The organism is Skermanella mucosa, assembly GCF_016765655.2.
Classification (GTDB): domain Bacteria; phylum Pseudomonadota; class Alphaproteobacteria; order Azospirillales; family Azospirillaceae; genus Skermanella; species Skermanella mucosa.
Genome location: NZ_CP086107.1, coordinates 155422 through 175079, shown reverse-complemented (window position 1 = coordinate 175079; position 19658 = coordinate 155422). Strand labels below are relative to the sequence as shown.

At 67.0% G+C, this 19658-nt stretch carries 16 protein-coding genes and 1 pseudogene; 9 read left to right on the top strand and 8 right to left on the bottom strand.

The window, feature by feature from the left end; all coding sequences use genetic code 11:
• Window positions 1–2: 2 nt before the first annotated feature.
• From JL100_RS30730 to JL100_RS30715, 4 genes and pseudogenes are all read left to right on the top strand, one after another.
• Window positions 3–1925 (top strand): acyl CoA:acetate/3-ketoacid CoA transferase, encoded by a 1923-nt coding sequence (locus JL100_RS30730; protein ID WP_202683128.1) that lies wholly within the window; start codon window positions 3–5, stop codon window positions 1923–1925.
• A 77-nt stretch (window positions 1926–2002) separates the two neighbouring features.
• Window positions 2003–3109 carry an E22 family MetX-like putative esterase gene (locus JL100_RS30725; protein WP_202683127.1) on the top strand — a complete coding sequence of 369 codons (1107 nt, stop codon included), beginning with the start codon at window positions 2003–2005 and terminating at the stop codon, window positions 3107–3109.
• Between the two features lie 527 nt (window positions 3110–3636).
• Window positions 3637–4758: pseudogene (locus JL100_RS30720) on the top strand (PAS domain-containing protein); the annotation flags it as partial.
• A 21-nt stretch (window positions 4759–4779) separates the two neighbouring features.
• Complete coding sequence (locus tag JL100_RS30715) at window positions 4780–6315, top strand: ATP-binding protein (protein ID WP_228421671.1); 1536 nt, start codon at window positions 4780–4782, stop codon at window positions 6313–6315.
• A 70-nt stretch (window positions 6316–6385) separates the two neighbouring features.
• Here the strand turns inward: JL100_RS30715 and JL100_RS30710 are convergent, their stop codons facing one another.
• From JL100_RS30710 to JL100_RS30690, 5 genes are all read right to left on the bottom strand, one after another.
• Window positions 6386–6829 (bottom strand): methylglyoxal synthase, encoded by a 444-nt coding sequence (locus JL100_RS30710; protein ID WP_202683125.1) that lies wholly within the window; start codon window positions 6827–6829, stop codon window positions 6386–6388.
• A 182-nt stretch (window positions 6830–7011) separates the two neighbouring features.
• Window positions 7012–8475 carry a lipopolysaccharide biosynthesis protein gene (locus JL100_RS30705; RefSeq protein ID WP_202683124.1) on the bottom strand — a complete coding sequence of 488 codons (1464 nt, stop codon included), beginning with the start codon at window positions 8473–8475 and terminating at the stop codon, window positions 7012–7014.
• Window positions 8476–9678: a glycosyltransferase family 4 protein gene (locus tag JL100_RS30700; protein ID WP_202683123.1), complete on the bottom strand. Its 1203-nt coding sequence runs from the start codon at window positions 9676–9678 to the stop codon at window positions 8476–8478.
• Between the two features lie 55 nt (window positions 9679–9733).
• Complete coding sequence (locus JL100_RS30695; protein WP_202683122.1) at window positions 9734–10585, bottom strand: class I SAM-dependent methyltransferase; 852 nt, start codon at window positions 10583–10585, stop codon at window positions 9734–9736.
• A 276-nt stretch (window positions 10586–10861) separates the two neighbouring features.
• Window positions 10862–11434 (bottom strand): TetR/AcrR family transcriptional regulator, encoded by a 573-nt coding sequence (locus JL100_RS30690; RefSeq protein WP_228421638.1) that lies wholly within the window; start codon window positions 11432–11434, stop codon window positions 10862–10864.
• A gap of 195 nt (window positions 11435–11629) precedes the next feature.
• Here JL100_RS30690 and JL100_RS30685 point away from each other — a divergent pair, with 195 nt between their 5' ends.
• From JL100_RS30685 to JL100_RS30665, 5 genes are all read left to right on the top strand, one after another.
• Window positions 11630–12028 (top strand): RidA family protein, encoded by a 399-nt coding sequence (locus tag JL100_RS30685; RefSeq protein ID WP_202683120.1) that lies wholly within the window; start codon window positions 11630–11632, stop codon window positions 12026–12028.
• Window positions 12029–12215: 187 nt separating this feature from the next.
• Window positions 12216–13874 (top strand): right-handed parallel beta-helix repeat-containing protein, encoded by a 1659-nt coding sequence (locus tag JL100_RS30680; RefSeq protein WP_202683119.1) that lies wholly within the window; start codon window positions 12216–12218, stop codon window positions 13872–13874.
• Between the two features lie 155 nt (window positions 13875–14029).
• The gene (locus tag JL100_RS30675; protein WP_202683118.1) at window positions 14030–14890 is read left to right on the top strand and encodes an urea carboxylase-associated family protein; all 861 of its coding nucleotides are present in this window, start codon (window positions 14030–14032) and stop codon (window positions 14888–14890) included.
• 323 nt (window positions 14891–15213) lie between these two features.
• Complete coding sequence (locus tag JL100_RS30670) at window positions 15214–15609, top strand: PRC-barrel domain-containing protein (RefSeq protein ID WP_202683117.1); 396 nt, start codon at window positions 15214–15216, stop codon at window positions 15607–15609.
• A gap of 102 nt (window positions 15610–15711) precedes the next feature.
• Window positions 15712–16329, top strand: a complete 618-nt coding sequence (locus JL100_RS30665; RefSeq protein WP_202683116.1) for a Uma2 family endonuclease — start codon at window positions 15712–15714, stop codon at window positions 16327–16329.
• Between the two features lie 62 nt (window positions 16330–16391).
• On the opposite strand, the gene JL100_RS30660 is transcribed toward JL100_RS30665, so the two are convergent.
• From JL100_RS30660 to JL100_RS30650, 3 genes are all read right to left on the bottom strand, one after another.
• A complete protein-coding gene (locus tag JL100_RS30660; protein ID WP_202683115.1) occupies window positions 16392–17426 on the bottom strand; it encodes an alpha/beta hydrolase in 1035 nt (344 codons plus the stop codon).
• Window positions 17427–17699: 273 nt separating this feature from the next.
• On the bottom strand, window positions 17700–19166 hold the full coding sequence (locus JL100_RS30655; protein WP_202683114.1) for a GNAT family N-acetyltransferase: 1467 nt from the start codon (window positions 19164–19166) through the stop codon (window positions 17700–17702).
• Between the two features lie 150 nt (window positions 19167–19316).
• Window positions 19317–19643, bottom strand: coding sequence for a hypothetical protein (locus JL100_RS30650; protein WP_202683113.1), 327 nt, complete (start codon window positions 19641–19643; stop codon window positions 19317–19319).
• Between the last annotated feature and the right edge of the window lie 15 nt (window positions 19644–19658).

Genomic DNA, 19658 nt, shown 5'->3' with positions numbered 1-19658 from the left:
CCATGCCGATACGGGACAAGGTGGTCAATGCTGACGAGGCGGTCGCCATCATCCGCTCGGGCGACATGGTCGCCACGTCGGGCTTCGTCGGCGTCGGCACGCCCGACGCTATCTTCGCGGCGCTGGAAAAGCGGTTCCTGGCCAGTGCCGAGCCCAGGGACCTGGGCCTCCTGTTCGCGGCGGCGCCCGGCGACGGCAAGGATCGCGGGCTCAATCGCCTGGCCCATCGCGGGTTGATCCGGCGCGCGGTCGGTGGGCACTGGTCGCTGGTGCCCAAGCTGGGCAGGATGGCCGCCGACGACCTGATCGAGGCCTGGAACCTGCCGCTCGGCTGCATCTCGCAGCTTTTCCGCGAAATCTCCGGACGGCGCCCCGGCCTGCTGAGCCGGGTCGGGCTCGGCACCTTCGTCGATCCGCGCCGGGGCGGCGGCAAGCTAAATCAGATCAGCACGCGGGATCTCGTCAGGGTGATGGAGATCGACGGGCGGGAGTGGCTGTTCTACGAGGCCATCCCGGTCGATGTCGCCATCCTTCGCGGCACCACCGCCGACCCCGACGGCAATATCAGCATGGAGCGCGAGGCGCTGGTCCTGGACAACCTGGCGATCGCCATGGCGGCCAAGGCGAGCAAGGGTTTCGTCATAGCGCAGGTCGAACGCCTGGCGGCCACGGACGCCCTGCCGGCAAGGCAGGTCGTGGTGCCGGGCGCGCTGGTCGATTGCGTCGTCCTGGCTCCCCCGGAGCATCACGTCCAGACCTACGCCACCGCCTACAGCCCGGCTTTCTCCGGCCAGTTGCGGGTGCCGATGGACCGGATTCCACCCCTCCCCCTGGACGAACGGAAGATCATCGCCCGCCGTTGCGCGATGGAGCTTCCCATGGGCGGCGTGGTCAATCTGGGCATCGGCATGCCCGAGGCCGTGGCCGCCGTGGCGAGGGAGGAGAACCTGCTGGATCAGGTGACGCTCACCGCCGAACCCGGCATCTTCGGCGGCATACCGCAGGGCGGGCTCGATTTCGGCGCGGCGCTCAACCCCTCGGCGATCATCGCCCAGAACCAGCAGTTCGACTTCTACGACGGCGGCGGACTGGATCTCGCCTGCCTCGGCATGGCGCAGGCCGACGCCCGGGGCAACGTCAATGTCAGCCGGTTCGGCGACCGGTTCGCGGGTGCCGGCGGCTTCATCAACATCACGCAGAACGCCAGGGCGCTGGTCTTCGCCGGCGCCTTCACCGCCGGCGGACTGCGGATCGAAACGGGCGACGGCAGCCTTCGCATCGCCCGGGAGGGGCGCAGCCGCAAGTTCGTGGCGGCGGTCGAGGAGGTGACCTTCAACGGAGGCTTGGCGGCAGCCGCCGGGCAGCGGGTGCTCTACGTCACCGAACGATGCGTTTTCCAGCTGACGCCGGCCGGCCTGGCTCTGGTGGAGGTGGCTCCGGGCATCGATCCGGAGCGGGACATCCTGGCCCTGATGGATTTCCGCCCGATCATGACCGACCCCAAGCCCATGGACGACCGGCTGTTCCGCACCGCGGCGATGGGTCTCGACGCCATTCTGCTCAACCGCCCGCTGGCGGAGCGCTTCACCCTCGATGCCACCCGGTCGATGCTGTTCATCGACCTGACCGGCTACCGCGTGCGGCGGGAGGAGCAGGTCGAAGCGGTGCGGGAACAGGTGAGGTCGATGATCGAGCCGCTCGGGCGGAAGGTCTCGGCGGTGATCGACTATGACGGATGCGTCATCGATCCCGTGATCGCCGGGACCTGGTTCGATATGGTGCGCGACGTCCATGCCCGCTTCTACGACAAGGCGTCCCGCTACACCACCAGCGCGTTCATGCGCTTGAAGCTTGGCGACGAGTTGCGGCGGCGCGAAATGGCGCCGCACGTTTTCGAGGCCGCCGGCCGGCCGGCCGTCGAATGAGGTCGGGTTCGTCGAGAAGGGCCGGTGCCGGCGGTCCCGGCGTCCGGACATCCCCCCTGGCACCAGGAGAAGATCCCATGACCGCCTCCCTTGGAAACGGGATGATCGTCGAGAAGAAGGTGTTCGAGCTGCAGCACTTCACCACGTCCCGCGGGGCTACGCTCAAGTCCGTCCGGGTCGGCTGGGAAAGCTACGGCGAACTGAATGCCGACGGGTCGAACGCCGTTCTCGTCACGCACTTCTTCTCCGCGACCAGCCACGCGGCTGGCAGGTATTCGCCCGCCGATGAGGCGCCCGGCTATTGGGACGCCATCATCGGGCCGGGCAAGGCGATCGATACGGACCGCTACTTCGTCCTGTCCTCCGACACGCTCGTCAACATCAACGTCAACGATCCCAAGGTCACGACGACAGGCCCCGCCTCGATCGATCCGGACACGGGAAAGCCCTACGGGATGAGCTTCCCGGTCGTCTCGATCCGCGACTTCGTCACTGTCCAGAAGGCCTTGGTCGAGAGCCTGGGCATCTCGAGGCTCAAAGCCGTGGTCGGTCCCTCGATGGGCGCGCTACAGGCCTACGAGTGGGCCACGGCATATCCCGACATGGTGGAGCGGATCGTTCCCGTCATCGGTGCTGCGGGCGGCGACCCGTTCCTGATCGCGTGGCTCGACATCTGGGCGCAGCCGATCCGCCTGGACCCCAACTGGCGCGGTGGCGACTACTACGGCGGGGAACCGCCGACGGAAGGCGCCAGGCTTGCCTTGAAGACCATCATGCTGCACGCCAGCCAGGCGGGATGGGCGGGCGGGTTCGGCAAGGAACCCGCCCTGCCGGGAAGCGATCCGGCGGATGCGCTCGCCAACCGGTTCAAGATCGAGGAATTCATCGACAAGGCCTGCGCGCTGCGGGCACCCGTCGTCGATGCCAACACGCTGCTCTACATGGTGCGGGCAAATCAACTCGCCGGGGCCGACCCCGCCCGGATCAGAACGCCGACGCTGATCGTCTACTCACCGAGCGACCTTGTTTTTCCGCAGCCCTGGATCGAGCGGACGGCGGCGGCGATCGCGGCGAACGGCACCCCGGTCGAGACGTTTGCCATCGGCGGCCCCAACGGGCATCTGAACGGGGTCTTGCATATAGCCCAGGCTGCGCCCCAAATCGCGGCTTTCCTGGCGGAATGACATTCCGCCAGACGCCGGTGCAGCGGGATCGGCCTTGATGCGGCAGGCCCGGCGGTTCCTCCCCGCCCACCCACTCGCCGCGATGTTTCGGGCCAGAGCCCGACGCTTGAAACAGTTGTCCCGGCCGGGTACACCTGATCGGGCACCGCTCGAGTGCCGCCGACCACCGTGGCATATCGCACCGACGCATTCGGAGTCGTGAAATGGCTATTCGCCAGACCACGGTCTATGACCTCCGATATTCATGGATCGCCGCCCGAAACAGTCGCAGGGCACCAAGTATAATGATCCATACCTGAAATGCACCCTGACGTGTCCGGCAGTAGCGATGCTACATTGATTGCCCAGAGGGCGATCGTGAAGGATGATCACAATACTGGCTGCGACGGCGTACCGGCGCTTATTCTTCCGTCGTTGGTTGACCTACATGGCCGTGAAGGCGGATATCTGGATGATGGCATGATCCTGCGGATCGGAGCGGAGCGGGCTCCCCGGAAGCGGCCGCGGAAACGGCGGGCCGCCGCGCGATGAAGGTCGCCAACGCGCATCTTGCCGCCGTCGTCGCCTCATCCCCCGACGGCATCATCAGCTTCGCCCCCGACGGCACCATCCTGACCTGGAATCCCGGGGCGGAGCATATCTTCGCCTGCACGTCGGAAGAAGCGGTCGGAAAACCGGCGGGGTTTCTGATGCCGGACGCCGATGCCGACGCCTTCCGGCGGCGCTTCGACCAAGTGACGCGGGGAGAGACCATAAGCTTCGAGACGGCCGGCCGGCGCCGGGACGGCCGCCTTGTCGACGTGGCGGTGACACTCGCGCCGATGCAGGTCGGCGACGGATCGATCGTCGGCGTCTCCGCGATCTGCCGCGACGTCACCGGGCACCGCCGCATGGAGGCGGAGTTGAGGACACGCGAGCGGCAGATCCTGGCCTTCTTCGAGCAGGCCACCGCCGGCCTCGCGATCTGCGCCCCCGACGGTCGTTTCCTCGCCGTCAACGACCGCTACTGCCAGGTTGTCGGCCGCCCGCGCGGGGAACTGCTCGGCCTGCGCATGCACGACGTCACGCATCCCGACGACCTGCCGCGCAACGCCGCCTTCTACCGGCGCCTTGTGGACGGCGGCGAGGCGTTCGAGATCCAGAAGCGCTATGTGAGGCCGGACGGCTCTACCGTGTGGGTCGACAACAGCGTCAGCGCGATCCGCGACGACGCGGGACGGCCGGTGTCGGTGATCGCGGTTTCGACCGACCTGACCGATCGCCGGCGGGTCGAGGCGGCGCTGCGGGAAAGCGAGGCGCGGTTCCGGCACATGGCTGATTCGGCGCCGGCCCTGATCTGGATGACGGATGTCCAGGGGAGCCTCACCTTCGCCAACATGCACTACGACTACCTGTTCGGCCGGCCGGCCGCCGACATGCTCGGCGACGGCTGGGCCAAGATCGTCCTGCCGGAGGACCTGGAGCCGCACACCAGGGCCTTCTCCGCGGCCTTCCGGGCCAGGGCGCCGTTCCGGCACGAGACCCGGGTCCTGGACCGCCATGCCCGGGTTCGCTGGCTGCGGTGCGAGGGCGTCCCCCGCTTCGACGACCACGGCGAGTTCCTCGGCTACACCGGCTGCAACCTGGACATCACCGACGCGAAGCTGGCCCGCGACGAGCTGGAGCGGCGGGTGGCGGAACGCACCGAGGCCCTTGCCGAAAGCGAGCGGCGTTTCCGGACCATCTTCGACTCCGCCTTCCAGTTCATGGCACTGCTCACGCCGGACGGCACGGTCGAGGAGGTGAACCAGACCGCCATGGCCTGGAGCAGGATCGGGCCGGAGGACATCGTCGGGCGGCCGTTCTGGCTCGCCGCGCCGATGCGCGACGATCCGGCGCTCCAGGCGGTGGTCCGCGACGCGGTCCGGCGGGCCGCGGCCGGCGAGGTGGTGCGCGGGGAGCACGAGATGCGCGGAGCGGGCGACGTGCGCGCGGTCGTCGATTTCTCGGTCAAGCCGGTTCTCGACGGCGCCGGCCGGCCATACCACCTCATCGCCGAAGGGCGCGACGTCAGCGAGCAGAGGCGCGCCTCCGAGCAGCTGCGCCAGGTCCAGAAGATGGACGCCATCGGCCAGCTCACCGGCGGCGTGGCCCACGATTTCAACAACCTGCTCCAGGTTCTCTCGGGCGGGCTCGGCATGCTCGACCGGCAGATGGATCCGGCCCGCCGCCAGCGGCTGCTAGACGGCATGCACCAGGCCGTCGAGCGCGGCGCTTCCCTCACCCGCCAGCTGCTGGCGTTCTCGCGCCGCCAGCCGCTCCGGTCCGAGCCGGTCGACCTGGCATGGCGGATCGACGGCATGCGCGAGTTGCTCGACCGCTCGCTGCGGGGCGACATCCGGATCGAGACCCGCTTCCCGCCCGGCCTGTGGCCCGTCGAGGCGGACCCGGGCGAACTGGAGCTCGTCGTGTTGAACCTCTGCGTCAATGCCCGAGATGCCATGCCGGATGGCGGCATGATCACCATCCAGGCAGTGAACGCTCCTGGCCTGGACGACGGCGGCCTGCGCGGCGACTTCGTCCGGCTGAGCGTCACCGACGACGGGACCGGGATGACGCCCGAGGTCGCGGCCCGCGTGTTCGAGCCGTTCTTCACGACCAAGGACGTGGGCAAGGGATCGGGCCTCGGCCTGGCCCAGGTGTTCGGCTTCGCGCAGGCCTCGGGCGGCCGGTCGGCACTCGACACCGCTCCCGGCCGGGGCACCACCGTGATGGTGCTGCTGCCAAGGTCGGAGAAGAGCCCGGCCCTGCCGGCCCGCCGCCTTGTCGACCCCGGAGTGCCGCGGGAGGCCGCGGCGCCGGGTCATGTCCTGCTGGTGGAGGACAGCGACGAGGTCGCGGCGCTGGCCGAGGAGATGCTGACCTCGCTGGGCTACGAGGTGACGCGGGTCGCGAGCGGCGCGGCGGCGCTCGGCGCCCTGGCGGACGGCCGCGCGGTCGACGCGGTGTTCTCCGACGTCATGATGCCCGGCGGCATGAGCGGCGTCGCCCTGGCGCGTGAACTCGGGCTCCGCCGGCCGGACCTTCCCGTGCTGCTCACGACGGGCTTCGAGGCGTCGGCCGGCGATGCCATCAGGGAGGGTATCCAGGTCATCGCGAAACCCTACGGGATGGCCAGCCTCGCCGCGGCGCTGGAGGCGGCGATCGGAGGACGCAACGGGGCTTAGACGCCAGGCGCCGAACCCCCGGGAGGACCGATCGACCTGAAGGACCCTCCCGGTCCGGAATCCCCGGGCGTCAGCGCTGCGCGTCCGGATCGGCAGGCTCCCCGTCGCCGCCGCCGGTGGGCTGGAAGGGCTTTCCGAAGAAAGGCGAGGTGATCAGGAAGTCGGCCGTCGTGCGGTTGGTCGCCAGGGCTACGTTGTAGAGCGTCGAGAGGCGGGTGAGCGCCTGGACGTCGGCGTCGTGCGGGTGGGGCGACAGGGCGTCGGTGAAGAACAGCAGGATGTCGAGGGCGCCGTCCGCGATCATGGCGCCGACCTGCTGGTCGCCGCCGAGCGGGCCGGACTTCAGGGCGGTCACCCGGAGTTCGGGGCATGCCTCCTTGATCTTGGTCCCGGTCGTCCCGGTGGACCAGAGCTGGTGCGCCGTGAGGGTCCCGGAATTGTGCCGGACCCAGGCGAGGAGCTGGTCCTTCATGGAATCATGGGCGACCAGGGCGATCCGTTTCGAGGCTTCCATCATGTCTCCGGTTCAGGGTTGTCGGGGGTGTCAACAGCCGGACCGGCGTTCGACGTCAGCCGGTCCGCGGATTTCCCCGAAAGAGCGGATTCCCGGCGAGCTCCTCCGGCGTGGCGTCGGATCGCGGGCCGACATGGGGCTCCCGGCTTCGGCGGACCGGCTTCCTTACCCGTCGAACCCCCTCATGCCGCCGTGCCCGCCACCCTGCGCATCTGCTCGATGGCGCTCCGCATCAGCCTCAGGATCTCCTGCTTGATCTCGTGATCGGTGGCGAAGACGGCGGCCAGCCAGACCAGGCCCGTCATGACGGCGGCGCCGAGAAGCGGAACGACGGTGTTTCCCGGGCCGATGCCGCCCCAGAAATAGACCGCCGCCGGGGGGACGGAGGTGATGGCGGCGACCAGCGCGCTCTTGCGCACCGCCCGGGCGACCTGCCCTGCCCGGACATTGATGACCTTGCCCAGGAACATGTAGGACAGGACCAGGCCGGCCGTGGCGGAGAGGATGGTCGTGCCGGCCACGGCCACGAGGCCGAAGGGAGCGGCGGCGATGACCATAAGGAACGTGGGCGGATAGAGGATGATCTGGTAGCGGAAGGCCGCCCTGGCGTGCCCGCAGGCCTCCAACGTCATGTTGTTCATGCTGTGGAGCAGCGCGATGCCGTAGGCGACGCAGAAGATCTGCGCCACCGGCACCGCGGCATACCACTGGTCCCCGAACAGGATGTCGATGATCGGGAAGGCCATGAAGCCCATGAAGATGTAGCTCGGCCAGCCGATCGCGGTCAGGAGGCCGAGCACTTGCAGGAAGGACTTGCCCACATCGCTTCCATCGCGCGACTGGCGCGCGAACAGGGCGCCCGCCACCGGCATGATGAAGGCCATGATCGCCTGCTGGAACAGCGTGATCAGGCTGCGGCCCTTGCCCAGCAGGGCCACGGCGCTGAGCCCCAGCATGCGGCCGATGACGATCTCCGTCCCGTTGGGGCCGAAGGCCACGATGAAGTTCGAGCCCACGGAGTAGGCGCCGAACGAGACGATCCGCCGGGCGTGCCGCAGGCTCGGGCGTATCCCGATCAGGTCCGGACGGGCCGCCAGGCTGCCCGCCACGTTCACCACGGTGCCGACCAGGGTCCCCCAGGCCATGCTCATGTACCCCGCGCCGAGCAGGGCGAACAGGATCGTGGACAGGGCATAGGCGAAGCTCACCGCGACGTTGATCTTCATGATGCTCACGAAGAGCATGTCGCGCTTCAACAGGGGGATCGCCAAGCTGCCCAGCGGGATCAGCAGGAAATTGACCGCCAGGACCAGGGTCACGGACCTGACGCCCGGCTCGTTGAAGAAATCGGCCACCAGCCCGCTGGACAGGGCCAGCACGGCGGCGGCCGTCCAGCCGAACAGGAGCGCCAGCCCGTAGGCGCTCCGCAGGATCCCGGCATCCAGATTCCTCTCCTGCAGGAGATAGGCCCCGATCCCGAAATCCCGCAGGGTATGCAGGAATCCCACGAACGCCATGCATACCGAGAAGATGCCGATCTCCTGGGGCGTGAGCAGGCGCGCCAGGATGATGATGGAGACGAAGGATATGCCGGCGGCGCTGTAGCTGTTGAGGAACTGGATGAAGAGCGAGCGGCGGACGGACATTCAGGTCATCCCCACGCTCTCGGCCCGGCGCGCATCGCCGGCCGGCATGCCCGCGGAAAGTCCGGCGTCCCGCGCGGCGCCGCCCCGGGCCAGGGACATCAGCACGGTCTCGACCCGGTCGATCGCGGCACCCCATCGGAACCTCTCCGCGTAGGCGCTGATCCTGGCCGGCTCGAACCTGGACCGGGCCGCCTGGAAGCGCCGGATCCCCTCGGCGATGGATCGGGGATCCGACTCCCCGATCAGTATCCCGGTCTCGCCGTCCCGCACGGCGTCGACGGCTCCGCCGCTCCGGCTGCACAGCACCGGGACCCCGCCCGCGATGGCCTCGATATAGACGATACCGAATCCCTCGACGTCGGTCTCCGAGGCGTTGCCCGCCAGGACGAACAGGTCGGCGTCGCGGTAGGCGGCGAGGAGCCGGGCCTCATCCGCCCGTCCCGTGAAGTCCACCACGTCCCCGATCCCCAGCTCGCCGGCCAGGGCCTCCAGGCGGAGCCTGTCGTTTCCGTCGCCCACCACCGTGTATCGGATGTCCGTCTCGCGCCTAAGCATACCGACGGCGCGCAGGACGCCGTCGACGTTCTTGCGCCGGTTATGGGTATCCAGCCTGGATACCGTCAGGAGCCTGAGGGTTCCGCCGGCGGCAGGCGTCCGGGTCTGGAAGAACTTGTCCTCGACCCCGGGATGGACGATGACGGTCCGCTCGATGCCGAGGCCGAACCTTCGGACGACCAGGTTCCTGGAATGCTCGCTGATGGGCAGCACGGCGGCGGCGCGGGAAAGCCCCTCGCGGAGGACCCGTCGGCGCCACGCCTGCCTGAGGGGATGGGCATACCGCCAGACATGGGGCTTCCCCTCCAGCAAGTCGATCTGGCGGGGATAATCGATCACCCAGGGCGTCAGGAAGTCGTTGCCGTTGCAGACCACCGCCATCGGCTTCCGAAGCCGGCCCGCGAGCGCGCCGTACCCGGCATTCATCGCCAGCCAGACATCGACGTCGGCATCGGCCGCCGCCAGTGGCCGCAGGTCGTGCCCGATGTCGGCGGCGAGGACCGGTTCGGTGGACAGGCCCGGCGCCGGATACCCCTGGTTCCCGCGCGTGTACACGACGAGGTCGTGGCGCCGGGACAGCCCCTGCGCCAGGTTGAACGCCATCACCTGCATGCCGCCGATCGCCGGCGGGAATTCGGTGGATATCATGCCGATCTTCATGTCATCCCCGATGGGATAGGAGCGGGCTTCGGTCGAAGGCTCGTCACCGCCGGCAGACCGCCATCAGGTCCAGCGCCTTGTCGAGGCCGTCGTCACGGTAGTAGATGCTCCCGCCGGCCAGCCTTTTCCTGTCGGCCGGCGTCAGGGTGCCCTTGGCCGGGCCGCCGGCGGCCGGCGCGCCGTCCCGCCTGGTGCGGATATACTCGACGGCCCGCGCCGGCAGGACCGCCTTCACCGCGGCCGCGATCGCGTCGCGGATCGGCTCCGGGACCGGCTGCGCGGCCGGCCGGCCGGCGCGCTGCGCCTCGCGCGCCTGCGTCAGGGCTCGCTGGCAACGGTTGAACTCCGTCGCGTAGAGCTCCTCCGACGCGTACAGCCCCCTGATCCGCACCTCGGCGAAGAACGGCGCCACGGTCTCCTTAAGGTGTTCCGGCGTGAACTCCTGGACATGGAACCGGTTCCAGGGCCGCATCCCGGGATCCAGCCTGATCCTGGCGTTCGGGGTCGTGAAGACCGCGAGGCCGCCCGGCTTCAGGACGCGGCGGATCTCTCGCAGGTAGGGCTCCATCTCGACGATATGCTCGATCACCTGGAAGCTGGTGATCAGGTCGAAGCTGTCCGCCTCGAACGGCAGATCCTGTCCGCTCACCTGCCTGTAGTCGAGATTGTCGGCGCTGAAGCGCCTCCTCGCATCGTCGAGGGCCTCGGCGGAGACATCGACGCCGACGACCCGGTGGCCATGCCGGCTCAGCTCGAAGGAGCCGTAGCCGTTGTTGCAGCCCAGGTCGAGCACCCGGCCGGCGGGCACCAGCGCGGCGGCTTCCCTGTAGGCATGGCTGTGCATGAGGTGCAGGCCGTATGCCTCCGCCGTCTTGAATTCGTCGAAAAACTCCATCGGATGCTGATTGGCATGCAAATCGATATGATCGCGAGCGGAGATCTGTGCGTCCATTGCCTCGGCGTCCACCTGCAAAATTGTATCCACCGGCTCCGGCGGTCCGGAAATAGAGTGGATTAGTCTAAAAACTATCCTTTGAGGATGTCCCGACTCACCCTAATGAGGCGGTCCCGGACCGCAAATGGCGCAGCCGATTCCGGCGAGCCTGAAACGAGTTAACACCAGGATGCGGGGACTTCCGGGCAGGCGGGGCGCCGGCCACCGGCGCAAGCGTCAGCCCGGGGCCGCCAGGAGTCCTCCGGCCAGGAACCGGAACGCCTCGACGGCCTTGGGAAGGACATCCTCCGGATGGTCGCTGGCGGCCACCCAGAGCGCGGCGTTCAGCGCCGCCCCGTTCAGAAGCCGGGCCGCCGCTTCGGCGTCCACGGGCTTGACGATTCCCTGCGCGATCAGTTCCTCCACCTTATGCAGCGTCGTCCGGAGGCAGCTGTCCTGGCTGGGCCACTGCGACGGATCGCCCAGGAACGCCGGGCCGTCGAGCAGCACGATACGCTGGACCTCGGGTTCCAGCGCCATCTCGATGTAGGCGGCGCCCTCCGCCAGCAACGCCTCCCAGCCGTTCCCGGCCCGCTCGCCGGCGGCGCCGGCACGCGCCGCCATCTCCGCGTCCATCTGGCTGACCACCGCCTGCAGAAGCCCCCGCTTGTCCCCGAAGTTGTGGTAGAGCGCCCCGCGCGTCAGCCCGGCCCTGGCCGTCAACTCATCCATCGAGGCGGCCGCATACCCCTTTTCGGCAAAGGCCTCGCGCGCGGACTTGATCAATTTGGCGCGGGTCTCCTCCATCATTTCGGAACGTCGCTTACCGGCCACTTGTATCCCCCCTCAATCCACATACGCCTCGTATGTGGATGTTGACATACGGGCCGTATGCATGATGTAGTTCACATACGGGGCGCATATCAACCCACGTCCCGACCGTGAAATCAAAAGTTGGCCGGTCCACGTTGGATGGGCCGCCCTTCCGCAATGAGGAACAAGACAATGACCCGACGCGAAGCCATCGTTCCGGCCAATCGCCACGCGCTTTACGAGATGCACCGCTACTCGGCGGCGATCCGCTCAGGCGATTTCCTGTTCGTCTCGGGCCAGGTCGGCAGCCGCCCGGACGGATCACCGGAGCCCGACTTCGAGCAACAGGTGCGAACGGCTTTCGACAATCTCGTGAACGTCCTCGAGGCCGCCGGTTGCACCCTCGAAGACGTCGTGGACGTCACCACCTTCCATACCGACCCGGCTGCCCAGATCGAGACCGTCATGGCGGTGCGCGAGAAAGCCATCGGTGGGCCGCCTTATCCGAACTGGACGGCGGTGGGAGTGAACTGGCTGGCGGGCTTCGATTTCGAGATCAAGGTCATCGCCCGCATTCCCGAAGGTGCCTGAGCGACCCGATTCGCTCGCCCAAGCAGGAACGTTCAAGAAAACGCCTAAGTAAAGAATAAGTAAACGCCCTGTATTTGTCCCCGTGTCACAGAAATGGTTTAGCTGCGCGGAACGTTCGGGTTTGACGACACGCCGCCCTTTGATCATCCAAATGGGTACCTCTTTTGATGATCAAAGGTCTTCCCCGATGCCCTACAGCGCCACCTCCATCTCCACCGCGGCGGCCAGCGTGGTCCCCTACGAGACGGCCAAGCCCACAGCCTTCCTATGGGTATCGCCCGGCGGCAGCGATGCCGGGACCGGGACCGCCTCATCGCCGTTCAGGACCATCCAGGCCGCCGTGTCCAAGGCGAAGCCCGGCACCGCCGTGATGGTCAAGGAAGGGGTCTATGCCGAGAACGTCAAGATCGGCGTCAGCGGCACCGCCGACAAGCCGATCTGGATCGTCTCGGCCGACGGCCAGGGAAAGGCCGACATCAAGGCGGCCAACCCCGGCCTGCCGGCGATCTACGGCTACGGGCCGGACAACATCGTCATCAAGGGTTTCGAGCTGATCGGCGGCACCGAGGGCGTCAAGATCACCCAGGGCGGCACATCGCTCACCGATTTCGCCAACAACATCGTGATCGAGCAGAACATCGTCCACGGCCAGACCACGGACGGCATCAAGACGGCCCAGACCGTCAACTCGGCGGTCACCGGCAACACCGTCTACGGGATCCGCGGCGAGGAGGGCATCGACGACGTCTACATGCGGAACGGCATCATCGCCCACAACAAGGTCTACGATGTCGTCGGGCTTTCCGGCATCGTCGCCAAGGCCGGTTCGGAAAACGTCAAGATCCTGAACAACCATCTCTACCAGGTGCCCGACGGCATCCTGGTCGGCGGCTTCGCCGGCAACCAGGGCTCGACCTGGCCCGGCACGCTCCGCTACGAGGCCAAGGGCTTCACCGTCTCCGGCAACAAGGTGGATACCGCCTCCAAGCACGCCGTCAACGCCTATGGAGCCATCGACAGCGTCATCAAGGGCAACTACTTGGCGTCCTCCGGCCCGGGCTCGGTGGTCAATGTCGGCACCGACAACCTGGGCTATGCCAGCAAAAACGTCCAGCTGATCGATAACATCGTGTCCAAATCCTCCTGGCTGTCGGCCAAGTCCGGGGCGGTCAGCGTCAATACCGGCAACAAGGTCGGCGGGACCTTCGACGGGTCCAAGGCCGGTCCGGACGGGCTGGTGATGTACGGCGCCTCCACGGCCCAGCCCGCGCCCGTCCCGCCCGCCCTGCCGATCGACAGCCGCACCTTCGACTGGAAGGCCGGGGCCGCCGCCACGGGCACCGTCACCGGCACCGCCGCGGCGGACAAGCTGACCGGAACCTCCGGCCATGATCGCATCGACGGCCGCTCGGGGGCCGATACCATGGCGGGCTTGGCGGGCGACGACCACTATGTCATCGGCTCCAGGCTCGACGTCGTCGTGGAGAAGGCCGGCGAAGGCCGGGACACGGCTCAGGTCTACGCCACCGGCTACACCCTGGCCGCCAACGTCGAGAACCTGGTGATCTCGGCGTCCGCGGGCTCGGTGGTGGTCGACAACGGCCTGGACAACATGCTGACCGGCGGCGCCGGCGCCGACACCTTCACCTTCGTGGCGAACCACGGCAACGACCTGGTCGTCGGGTTCAAGCCGGGCATGGACCACATCAAGCTGGATGCCTCGGTCTCCCCGAGCGACCTGAAGGTGGCGCAGACCCCTGCCGGCGACATGGTGCTTCAGCAGGGAACCCAATCGATCACCCTCCTGGGAGTGGACCCGGACACCCCGTTGGCCAGGCTGTTCTGACCCGCGGCCACGGTGACGGGCACCGCCTTTCGGCACTTTCGGAGGCTCTCCGGACATGCCATGGTGCTCCCGGGCATCGGGCCGGCGCCCGCCTCTCCCCTGCCCCCCCCTGCCCCACCCCTGCGCGACCGGCCCCGGGAACCTGGAGAGCCTTCATGAAGCTGGAAAACCACGAGCATTCCGAACCCGGCGACGCGAAGGAGCGCCGGAAGGTCCGGCCCGTGATCTGCTACCCGGTGGACAGCCTGGCTCCGCCGGACCTGGCGTCCTACCGCACCGCGCGGGAGGGTTGGGAAAAGCTGTCCGAAACCGTCGTCCCGCCGCGCGAGGCCCGATGCTTCGACGTTCCCGCGGGGTGCTTCTTCCGCATCGTCAGCGTCGGGGGTCCGCAGGTCGGGGATCTCAATCTCTGGTCGGCGGAAAATCTCCAGGAACGGTTCTTCTCGGGCAAGACGCGGGCACTCCACGGCACGCACCTGTCGACCGGGGACCGGCTGTGGTCGTGCCTCCCCTACCTGCGGCCGATGGCGACGATCACGGAGGATACCCTCGACTGGTACGGCTTCGACGAATGGGGCGGATCGGTCCACGACGTGATCGGGACACGATGCGATCCCTACACCCACCGGCTTCTCGCTGGCGGGGACTATCACCATTGCTGCCACTCGAACCTGACGCGCGCCCTCGCCGACAGGCTGGGCCGCCCCCGCGAGAGTGTGGAGCCGGCGGTGCACGATGTGCTGAACGTCTTCATGTGCACGGGTTTCACCCGCGATACCGGCCAGTATTTCATGAAGGCGACACCGGTGAGGCCGGGCGACTTCCTCGAATTCTTTGCCGAGATCGACCTGCTCGGCGCCCTGTCCGCCTGCCCCGGCGGAGACTGCGGCGCCGAGCATTCGAGCGACGCCGCCGCGTGCCATCCCCTGCTCGTGGAAGTCTTCAGGCCGGCCGCACCGCCGCGCGGCTGGAGGTCTCCCCCGATCAACGGTTACGACCGGACCCACGGATCCTGAAATCCCGGCATGGCGGATGGTTCCGGTCATCGCCCGGGCCGGGCGCCGGCATGTCCCGATAGCCCGGAAGCGGACGGTCGAAGGGGTGCGATGGCAGGCGCGGCATGTAATCACCCGCAGATCCGGGGGGCTTCCGGTTCGGGGTCGTCAACATATTCCTGAATTACGGGCCGCCGTTCACCCGGCGTCTGCTTTGGAACCATATCATGACTTCCGTGTTGAAGTGATCGGCTTCCAGCCGCCGATGAAGTACAGAGAATACTTCGCGGGTTTTACTTTATCATGCGGCCGGAACGGCAGACCCAGACCAGGAGAAATTCACCATGTTGAAGCGCGTTGCCATCTTGACCGTCGCCGCTGCACTGACGATGCCGGCAGCCGTCCTCGCCCAGACCGCGGCCCCGGGCGCCAATTCCGGCGGCCTGGTCGAACTCGACGACGACCGGACGGACGTGAACTGGCAGGGCCGCTCGATCGACGACCTGGAGGACATGGACGTCTACAACACCGGCGGCGACAAGATCGGCGAGGTCGAGGAGGTTCTGGGCGACGCGAGCGGCCGGATCAGCGCCGTCGCCGTGGAGTTCGGCGGCACGCTGGGCATCGGCGACAAGCAGGTCGTGGTGCCGCTCGACCGGCTCCAGCTCGGCCAGGACGACCGCTTGGTCACCGACATGGTCGAGGAGGATCTCGCCCGGCTGCAGGAGTGGGAGGACTGACGGAGCTTCAGCCGGCCGGACCAGGAGGTCCGGCCGTTCCGGCGCTGGCGGGCCCGCCGCGATCGGTGGCATACTCGTTCCGGCGAGGCGGAAGGAATGGGCATGACCGCTGCTTACAGAGGCCGGCCGATGACCGTCACGGAGTTCCTGGAGTGGGACGACGGGCGCTACGAACTCGTTGAAGGCGTGCCGCGCCTGATGTCGCCCCATACGGACAAGCACGCCACGATGCAGAGCAACATCGCAGGCGAAATCCGCTCGTTCCTTAGAGCGGGCCTGAGGGCGGAACGCATTCCCTGCCGGGTCGCGACCAAGGGCTGCGTAAAGCCTCGCATCCGCTCCACCTACAACCATCGCAAGACCGACATCACGGTCACCTGCAAGCCCAACCGGGCGGGAGACGTCTTCATCCCGGATCCCGTTCTCATCATCGAGATCCTCTCGACCAACCAGGACGAGACGCGGGACAACATCGCGCGCTTCACCTCGCTGGACTCGGTGCGCGAGATCGTCCTGTTCCATCAGGCCGAGGCGCTGGCCGAAGTCTGGAGGCGGGTCGACGGCATCTGGCCGGAAGATCCCGAGATCATCGTCGGCGAGGTGGTCCATGGCGAGCCGAAGACCGTCGCCGGCCGGGTCAGGCTCGAATCGATCGGCATGTCGCTGGACTTCGCGGAGGTCTATCTCTGGTGCGACATGACCGGCGACGGGCAGGCATGAACATCCGCTGCCTTCCGACCTGAACGCCCCCTCCCCCGCGCCTCCCGTCCCTGACCGGGCCGTCACCCGAGACTGGATCTCAGCCAGCCCGCCATTTCCCGCAGGCACTCGTTGCCCTGCGGGATGACGCGCGTGAGGGAGATGAAGGCGTGGATCTGGCCGGGAAACTCGCGGTAGGCCACCGGCACCCCCGCCGCCTCCAGGCGGTCGGCATAGCGGCGGCCATCATCGAGCAGCGGATCGAAGCCGGCCGTGACGACCATGGCCGGGGGCTGCCCCTGCAGGTCGCGGGCCCAGAGGGGAGATACGCGGACATCGGCCGCCTGCTCCGGCGCCGACAGGTACAGCTCGGTGTACCACCGGACCCGGATCCGGGGCAGGATGTAGGCGTCGGCCAGTTCCCGGTGCGAGGGCAGCTGCCAGCCCAGGTCCAGGGAGGGATAGATCAGCAGCTGGGCCGCGGGGCCTGGCTCGCCGCCGGCGGACAGGATCTGGCAGACCGCCGCTGCCAGATTGCCCCCCGCGGAATCTCCGCCGACCGCCAGCCGCTCCGGGTCTGCGCCGAGCGTGGCCGCGTTTCCGGCGAGCCAGCGCCATGCCGCCAGGCAGTCCTCCAGCCCAGCCGGAAACCTGTGCTCGGGCGCCAGCCGGTAATCGACGGCAAGGACCAGGCATCCCGACCAAGCGGCCAGCTTCCCGCAAGCGCCGTGATGGGTTTCCAAGCCCCCCTGGATCCATCCTCCGCCGTGGAGATACAGCAGCAGGGGACGGGGTCCCGTGCCCTCGGGCGCATAGAGCCGCAACGGTACCGGTCCCGCCGGACCGGGGCAGGCCAGGTCGGAAACGGCGACCGAAGCCGGCGGGGGTTCGTCGAGCAGCTCGACCATTTTCCGGAACTGGCCGCGCGACTCCTGGGGCGTCGGCAAGGCATCGGGAGAGCGCAGCTGCTTGATCACCTCGCCGACCACCTGAGCCTTGGGATCCATCACCCGCTCGCCGCGCCGGAGGCGGCGCCCCTCCAGCAGCCTTTCCGCGTCCGCCTCGGTCAGGTGGAGGTGCTCGGCCGTCAGCCGGAGTTCCGGAAGGTTTTCTGTCACGACGTCCCTCTTTGCTGGTTGGCTTGTCGTCCAAGTCCTGCCGGCAAGGATTACGGGTTCGGGGCGGTTAGGCAATCCCGGTCGCAGGCCCGGTCAGCTTCGCTGCAAAGAGGAGGAAGAGGCCCCGGCCTCCGCTGCTGCTCCCGCGGTGCGGACGCAGGACGTATCCAGCGATATGATCGGCATGATCATCCGGGACGCAACGAACCCGATGGACCATTGCCGAGAGCATCGGCTGGAAGGATGACGGCAACCTATGCAGCGGGTTCGGGATCAGTCGGCGTCAACCAGGTCACGGCTGAGCGCCGGACCGCCCACCTGCGACGTGAGTTCGGCCAGGAATGCCGCGGCATCGTGAAACCCGGGTTCCAACGCCACCGCATTCCGGCAGCAACTCACCGCGCCGTCCGTATCCCCCAGCGCCCGCAGTGACTTCGCCAGTCTGAACCACCCTTTGTGGGAACGGGGCTTGACAGCCAGCAGCGTCCTGAAGGTCTCCGCGGCAGCGGCGTGGCTCCCCCGGGCGGCAAGCACCTGACCAAGGCTGTAGAGCGCTGGACTGAAACGCGGATCGGCCTCGAGGATCTGGCGATAGCCGTCTTCGGCGTCGGCAAGCCGGCCGGCTTGGTGGAGCGCGGCCGTGCACTGGAAAGCATAGGGCAGGCTCCTGCGGTCAAGCGTGCCGCCGAGATTGCGCCCGTCCCTCGTGCTGATGACGATGGTCCTGATGCGTTGCTCCTGCGCACCATACATGTATTTGTAAGGTTCGTTTCCGCGCAGGAAATCATAGGTTCGGAAACCTTGGGCAATCGCATATCTGATGCTGTAGGCATGAAGGATGAAACCCGGCGGCGGGCTTGTGAATGTTTCGTCGCGGCCGGCGCTGTGAAAAAGCAGCGCCCCCTTCACCCGATCCGTGAGGAATGCCAACGCCCCGAGAGGCCTGTCCTCTTTCCAGAGAACCGGCAGGAACAGCGATCCACCCTCGAAGCTGCGCAGCAGCATGGTGTGGGTCGTCTTCAAGATGGACTTGAGCCGGTCGCCCTTGCGGTCACCCCATTTCGTCGTCCAGAAGCCCAGGAGAATTTTGAGATCCTGCCTGACGGTGTCTTCATCCGCATGAGTGATTCTGAACTCGCCGCCGTCGACTTTCTTCAGGAATCGTTTTACCTTTTGCCTTGTATTGGCACTGACATAGTCATTCAGGTAAAGATCCCAATCATTTGGCAATTTTATATAAGGACAAATATCATTGTTAACTCCACTGTATTTGTCTATACTTTCGAATTCCCTTATCGTGAACTCTTCTGCGCGGAATGTCTTCAGGAAAAGGCCGATCCGCCGATCCGATGCGGCAAAGCCCTCCAGGATCATGCTGGCCCAATGAAGTTTCCGGACATGCTCAGCGAAGGCTGGGATCGCCGCGTCCTCAAATTCCGGCTTGCAGATCATTCCCTTGTAATCTGAAAGACGGAGCGGGCCCAGGGCAATCTCGTTGTGGAAGCCGCCCTCCTTCCTCTCGGTGCCGATCCTGATGGCGAAGAAGGCGACGTAATCGGGGTCGTCCTCGGACGGGCGGGCCGCGAGCACGAGCCATGATGCCTTGGTGTCCACGACGCCGGCAGCGATCCAGCCCCAGGACAGGAAGAACTGCGCTTCCGGATCCGAGGCATAGACCTCATCCCAATTCTCTCTGACCCGGGCCAGCGATCCGACATCGTCCAGAACATCGATCTGCATTTTTGTCATCCCGGATTTAGGATATCGGACGGGACAGTCTTCGACCGCGCATGAAACTCGGACTTGCCGCTTCCAGGCCCGTCCCCGTCCCGAAAGTATGATCGGCACGCGGCATCTTCGCTCCTGGATGCCTGAGGCCGGCCGTTCGTTTCAGAACAGGAAGTCCAGACTGATCAATGGGACCTGGAACGCGAAGGGCGAGAACTCCTGCGGGTCGGCCGGTGGCAGGCTTTCCTCGGCCGGATCGGCGTAGGGCGGATCGGCGTAGGGCGGATCGGTGAACAATGGAAGCTCGCCGGTCGCGAAATCGATCAAGGTCTTTCCTTCGAGTTCGAAGGTTACGATGCCAGGGTCCTCGGTGATGGGAATATCGACGCCTGCCACGGTAAGGGTCGAAGAGATCGTGTCGATGCCGCGCCACTCGATGGCGCCTTCGGTGTTCCCATTGATGCTGGTGAAACTGGCGGAGAACAGCATTGATCCCTCTCCATT

Excerpts from the sequence above, each read along its gene's own strand:
- JL100_RS30665 (WP_202683116.1), top strand. The coding sequence starts at position 15,712 with ATGACCGCTGCTTACAGAGGCCGGCCGATGACCGTCACGGAGTTCCTG.
- JL100_RS30705 (WP_202683124.1), bottom strand. The coding sequence starts at position 8,475 with ATGTCCGTCCGCCGCTCGCTCTTCATCCAGTTCCTCAACAGCTACAGC.
- JL100_RS30695 (WP_202683122.1), bottom strand. The coding sequence starts at position 10,585 with ATGGAGTTTTTCGACGAATTCAAGACGGCGGAGGCATACGGCCTGCAC.
- JL100_RS30730 (WP_202683128.1), top strand. The coding sequence starts at position 3 with ATGCCGATACGGGACAAGGTGGTCAATGCTGACGAGGCGGTCGCCATC.
- JL100_RS30675 (WP_202683118.1), top strand. The coding sequence starts at position 14,030 with ATGAAGCTGGAAAACCACGAGCATTCCGAACCCGGCGACGCGAAGGAG.
- JL100_RS30700 (WP_202683123.1), bottom strand. The coding sequence starts at position 9,678 with ATGATATCCACCGAATTCCCGCCGGCGATCGGCGGCATGCAGGTGATG.
- JL100_RS30710 (WP_202683125.1), bottom strand. The coding sequence starts at position 6,829 with ATGGAAGCCTCGAAACGGATCGCCCTGGTCGCCCATGATTCCATGAAG.
- JL100_RS30655 (WP_202683114.1), bottom strand. The coding sequence starts at position 19,166 with ATGCAGATCGATGTTCTGGACGATGTCGGATCGCTGGCCCGGGTCAGA.
- JL100_RS30650 (WP_202683113.1), bottom strand. The coding sequence starts at position 19,643 with ATGCTGTTCTCCGCCAGTTTCACCAGCATCAATGGGAACACCGAAGGC.
- JL100_RS30680 (WP_202683119.1), top strand. The coding sequence starts at position 12,216 with ATGCCCTACAGCGCCACCTCCATCTCCACCGCGGCGGCCAGCGTGGTC.
- JL100_RS30725 (WP_202683127.1), top strand. The coding sequence starts at position 2,003 with ATGACCGCCTCCCTTGGAAACGGGATGATCGTCGAGAAGAAGGTGTTC.
- JL100_RS30685 (WP_202683120.1), top strand. The coding sequence starts at position 11,630 with ATGACCCGACGCGAAGCCATCGTTCCGGCCAATCGCCACGCGCTTTAC.
- JL100_RS30670 (WP_202683117.1), top strand. The coding sequence starts at position 15,214 with ATGTTGAAGCGCGTTGCCATCTTGACCGTCGCCGCTGCACTGACGATG.
- JL100_RS30690 (WP_228421638.1), bottom strand. The coding sequence starts at position 11,434 with ATGATGGAGGAGACCCGCGCCAAATTGATCAAGTCCGCGCGCGAGGCC.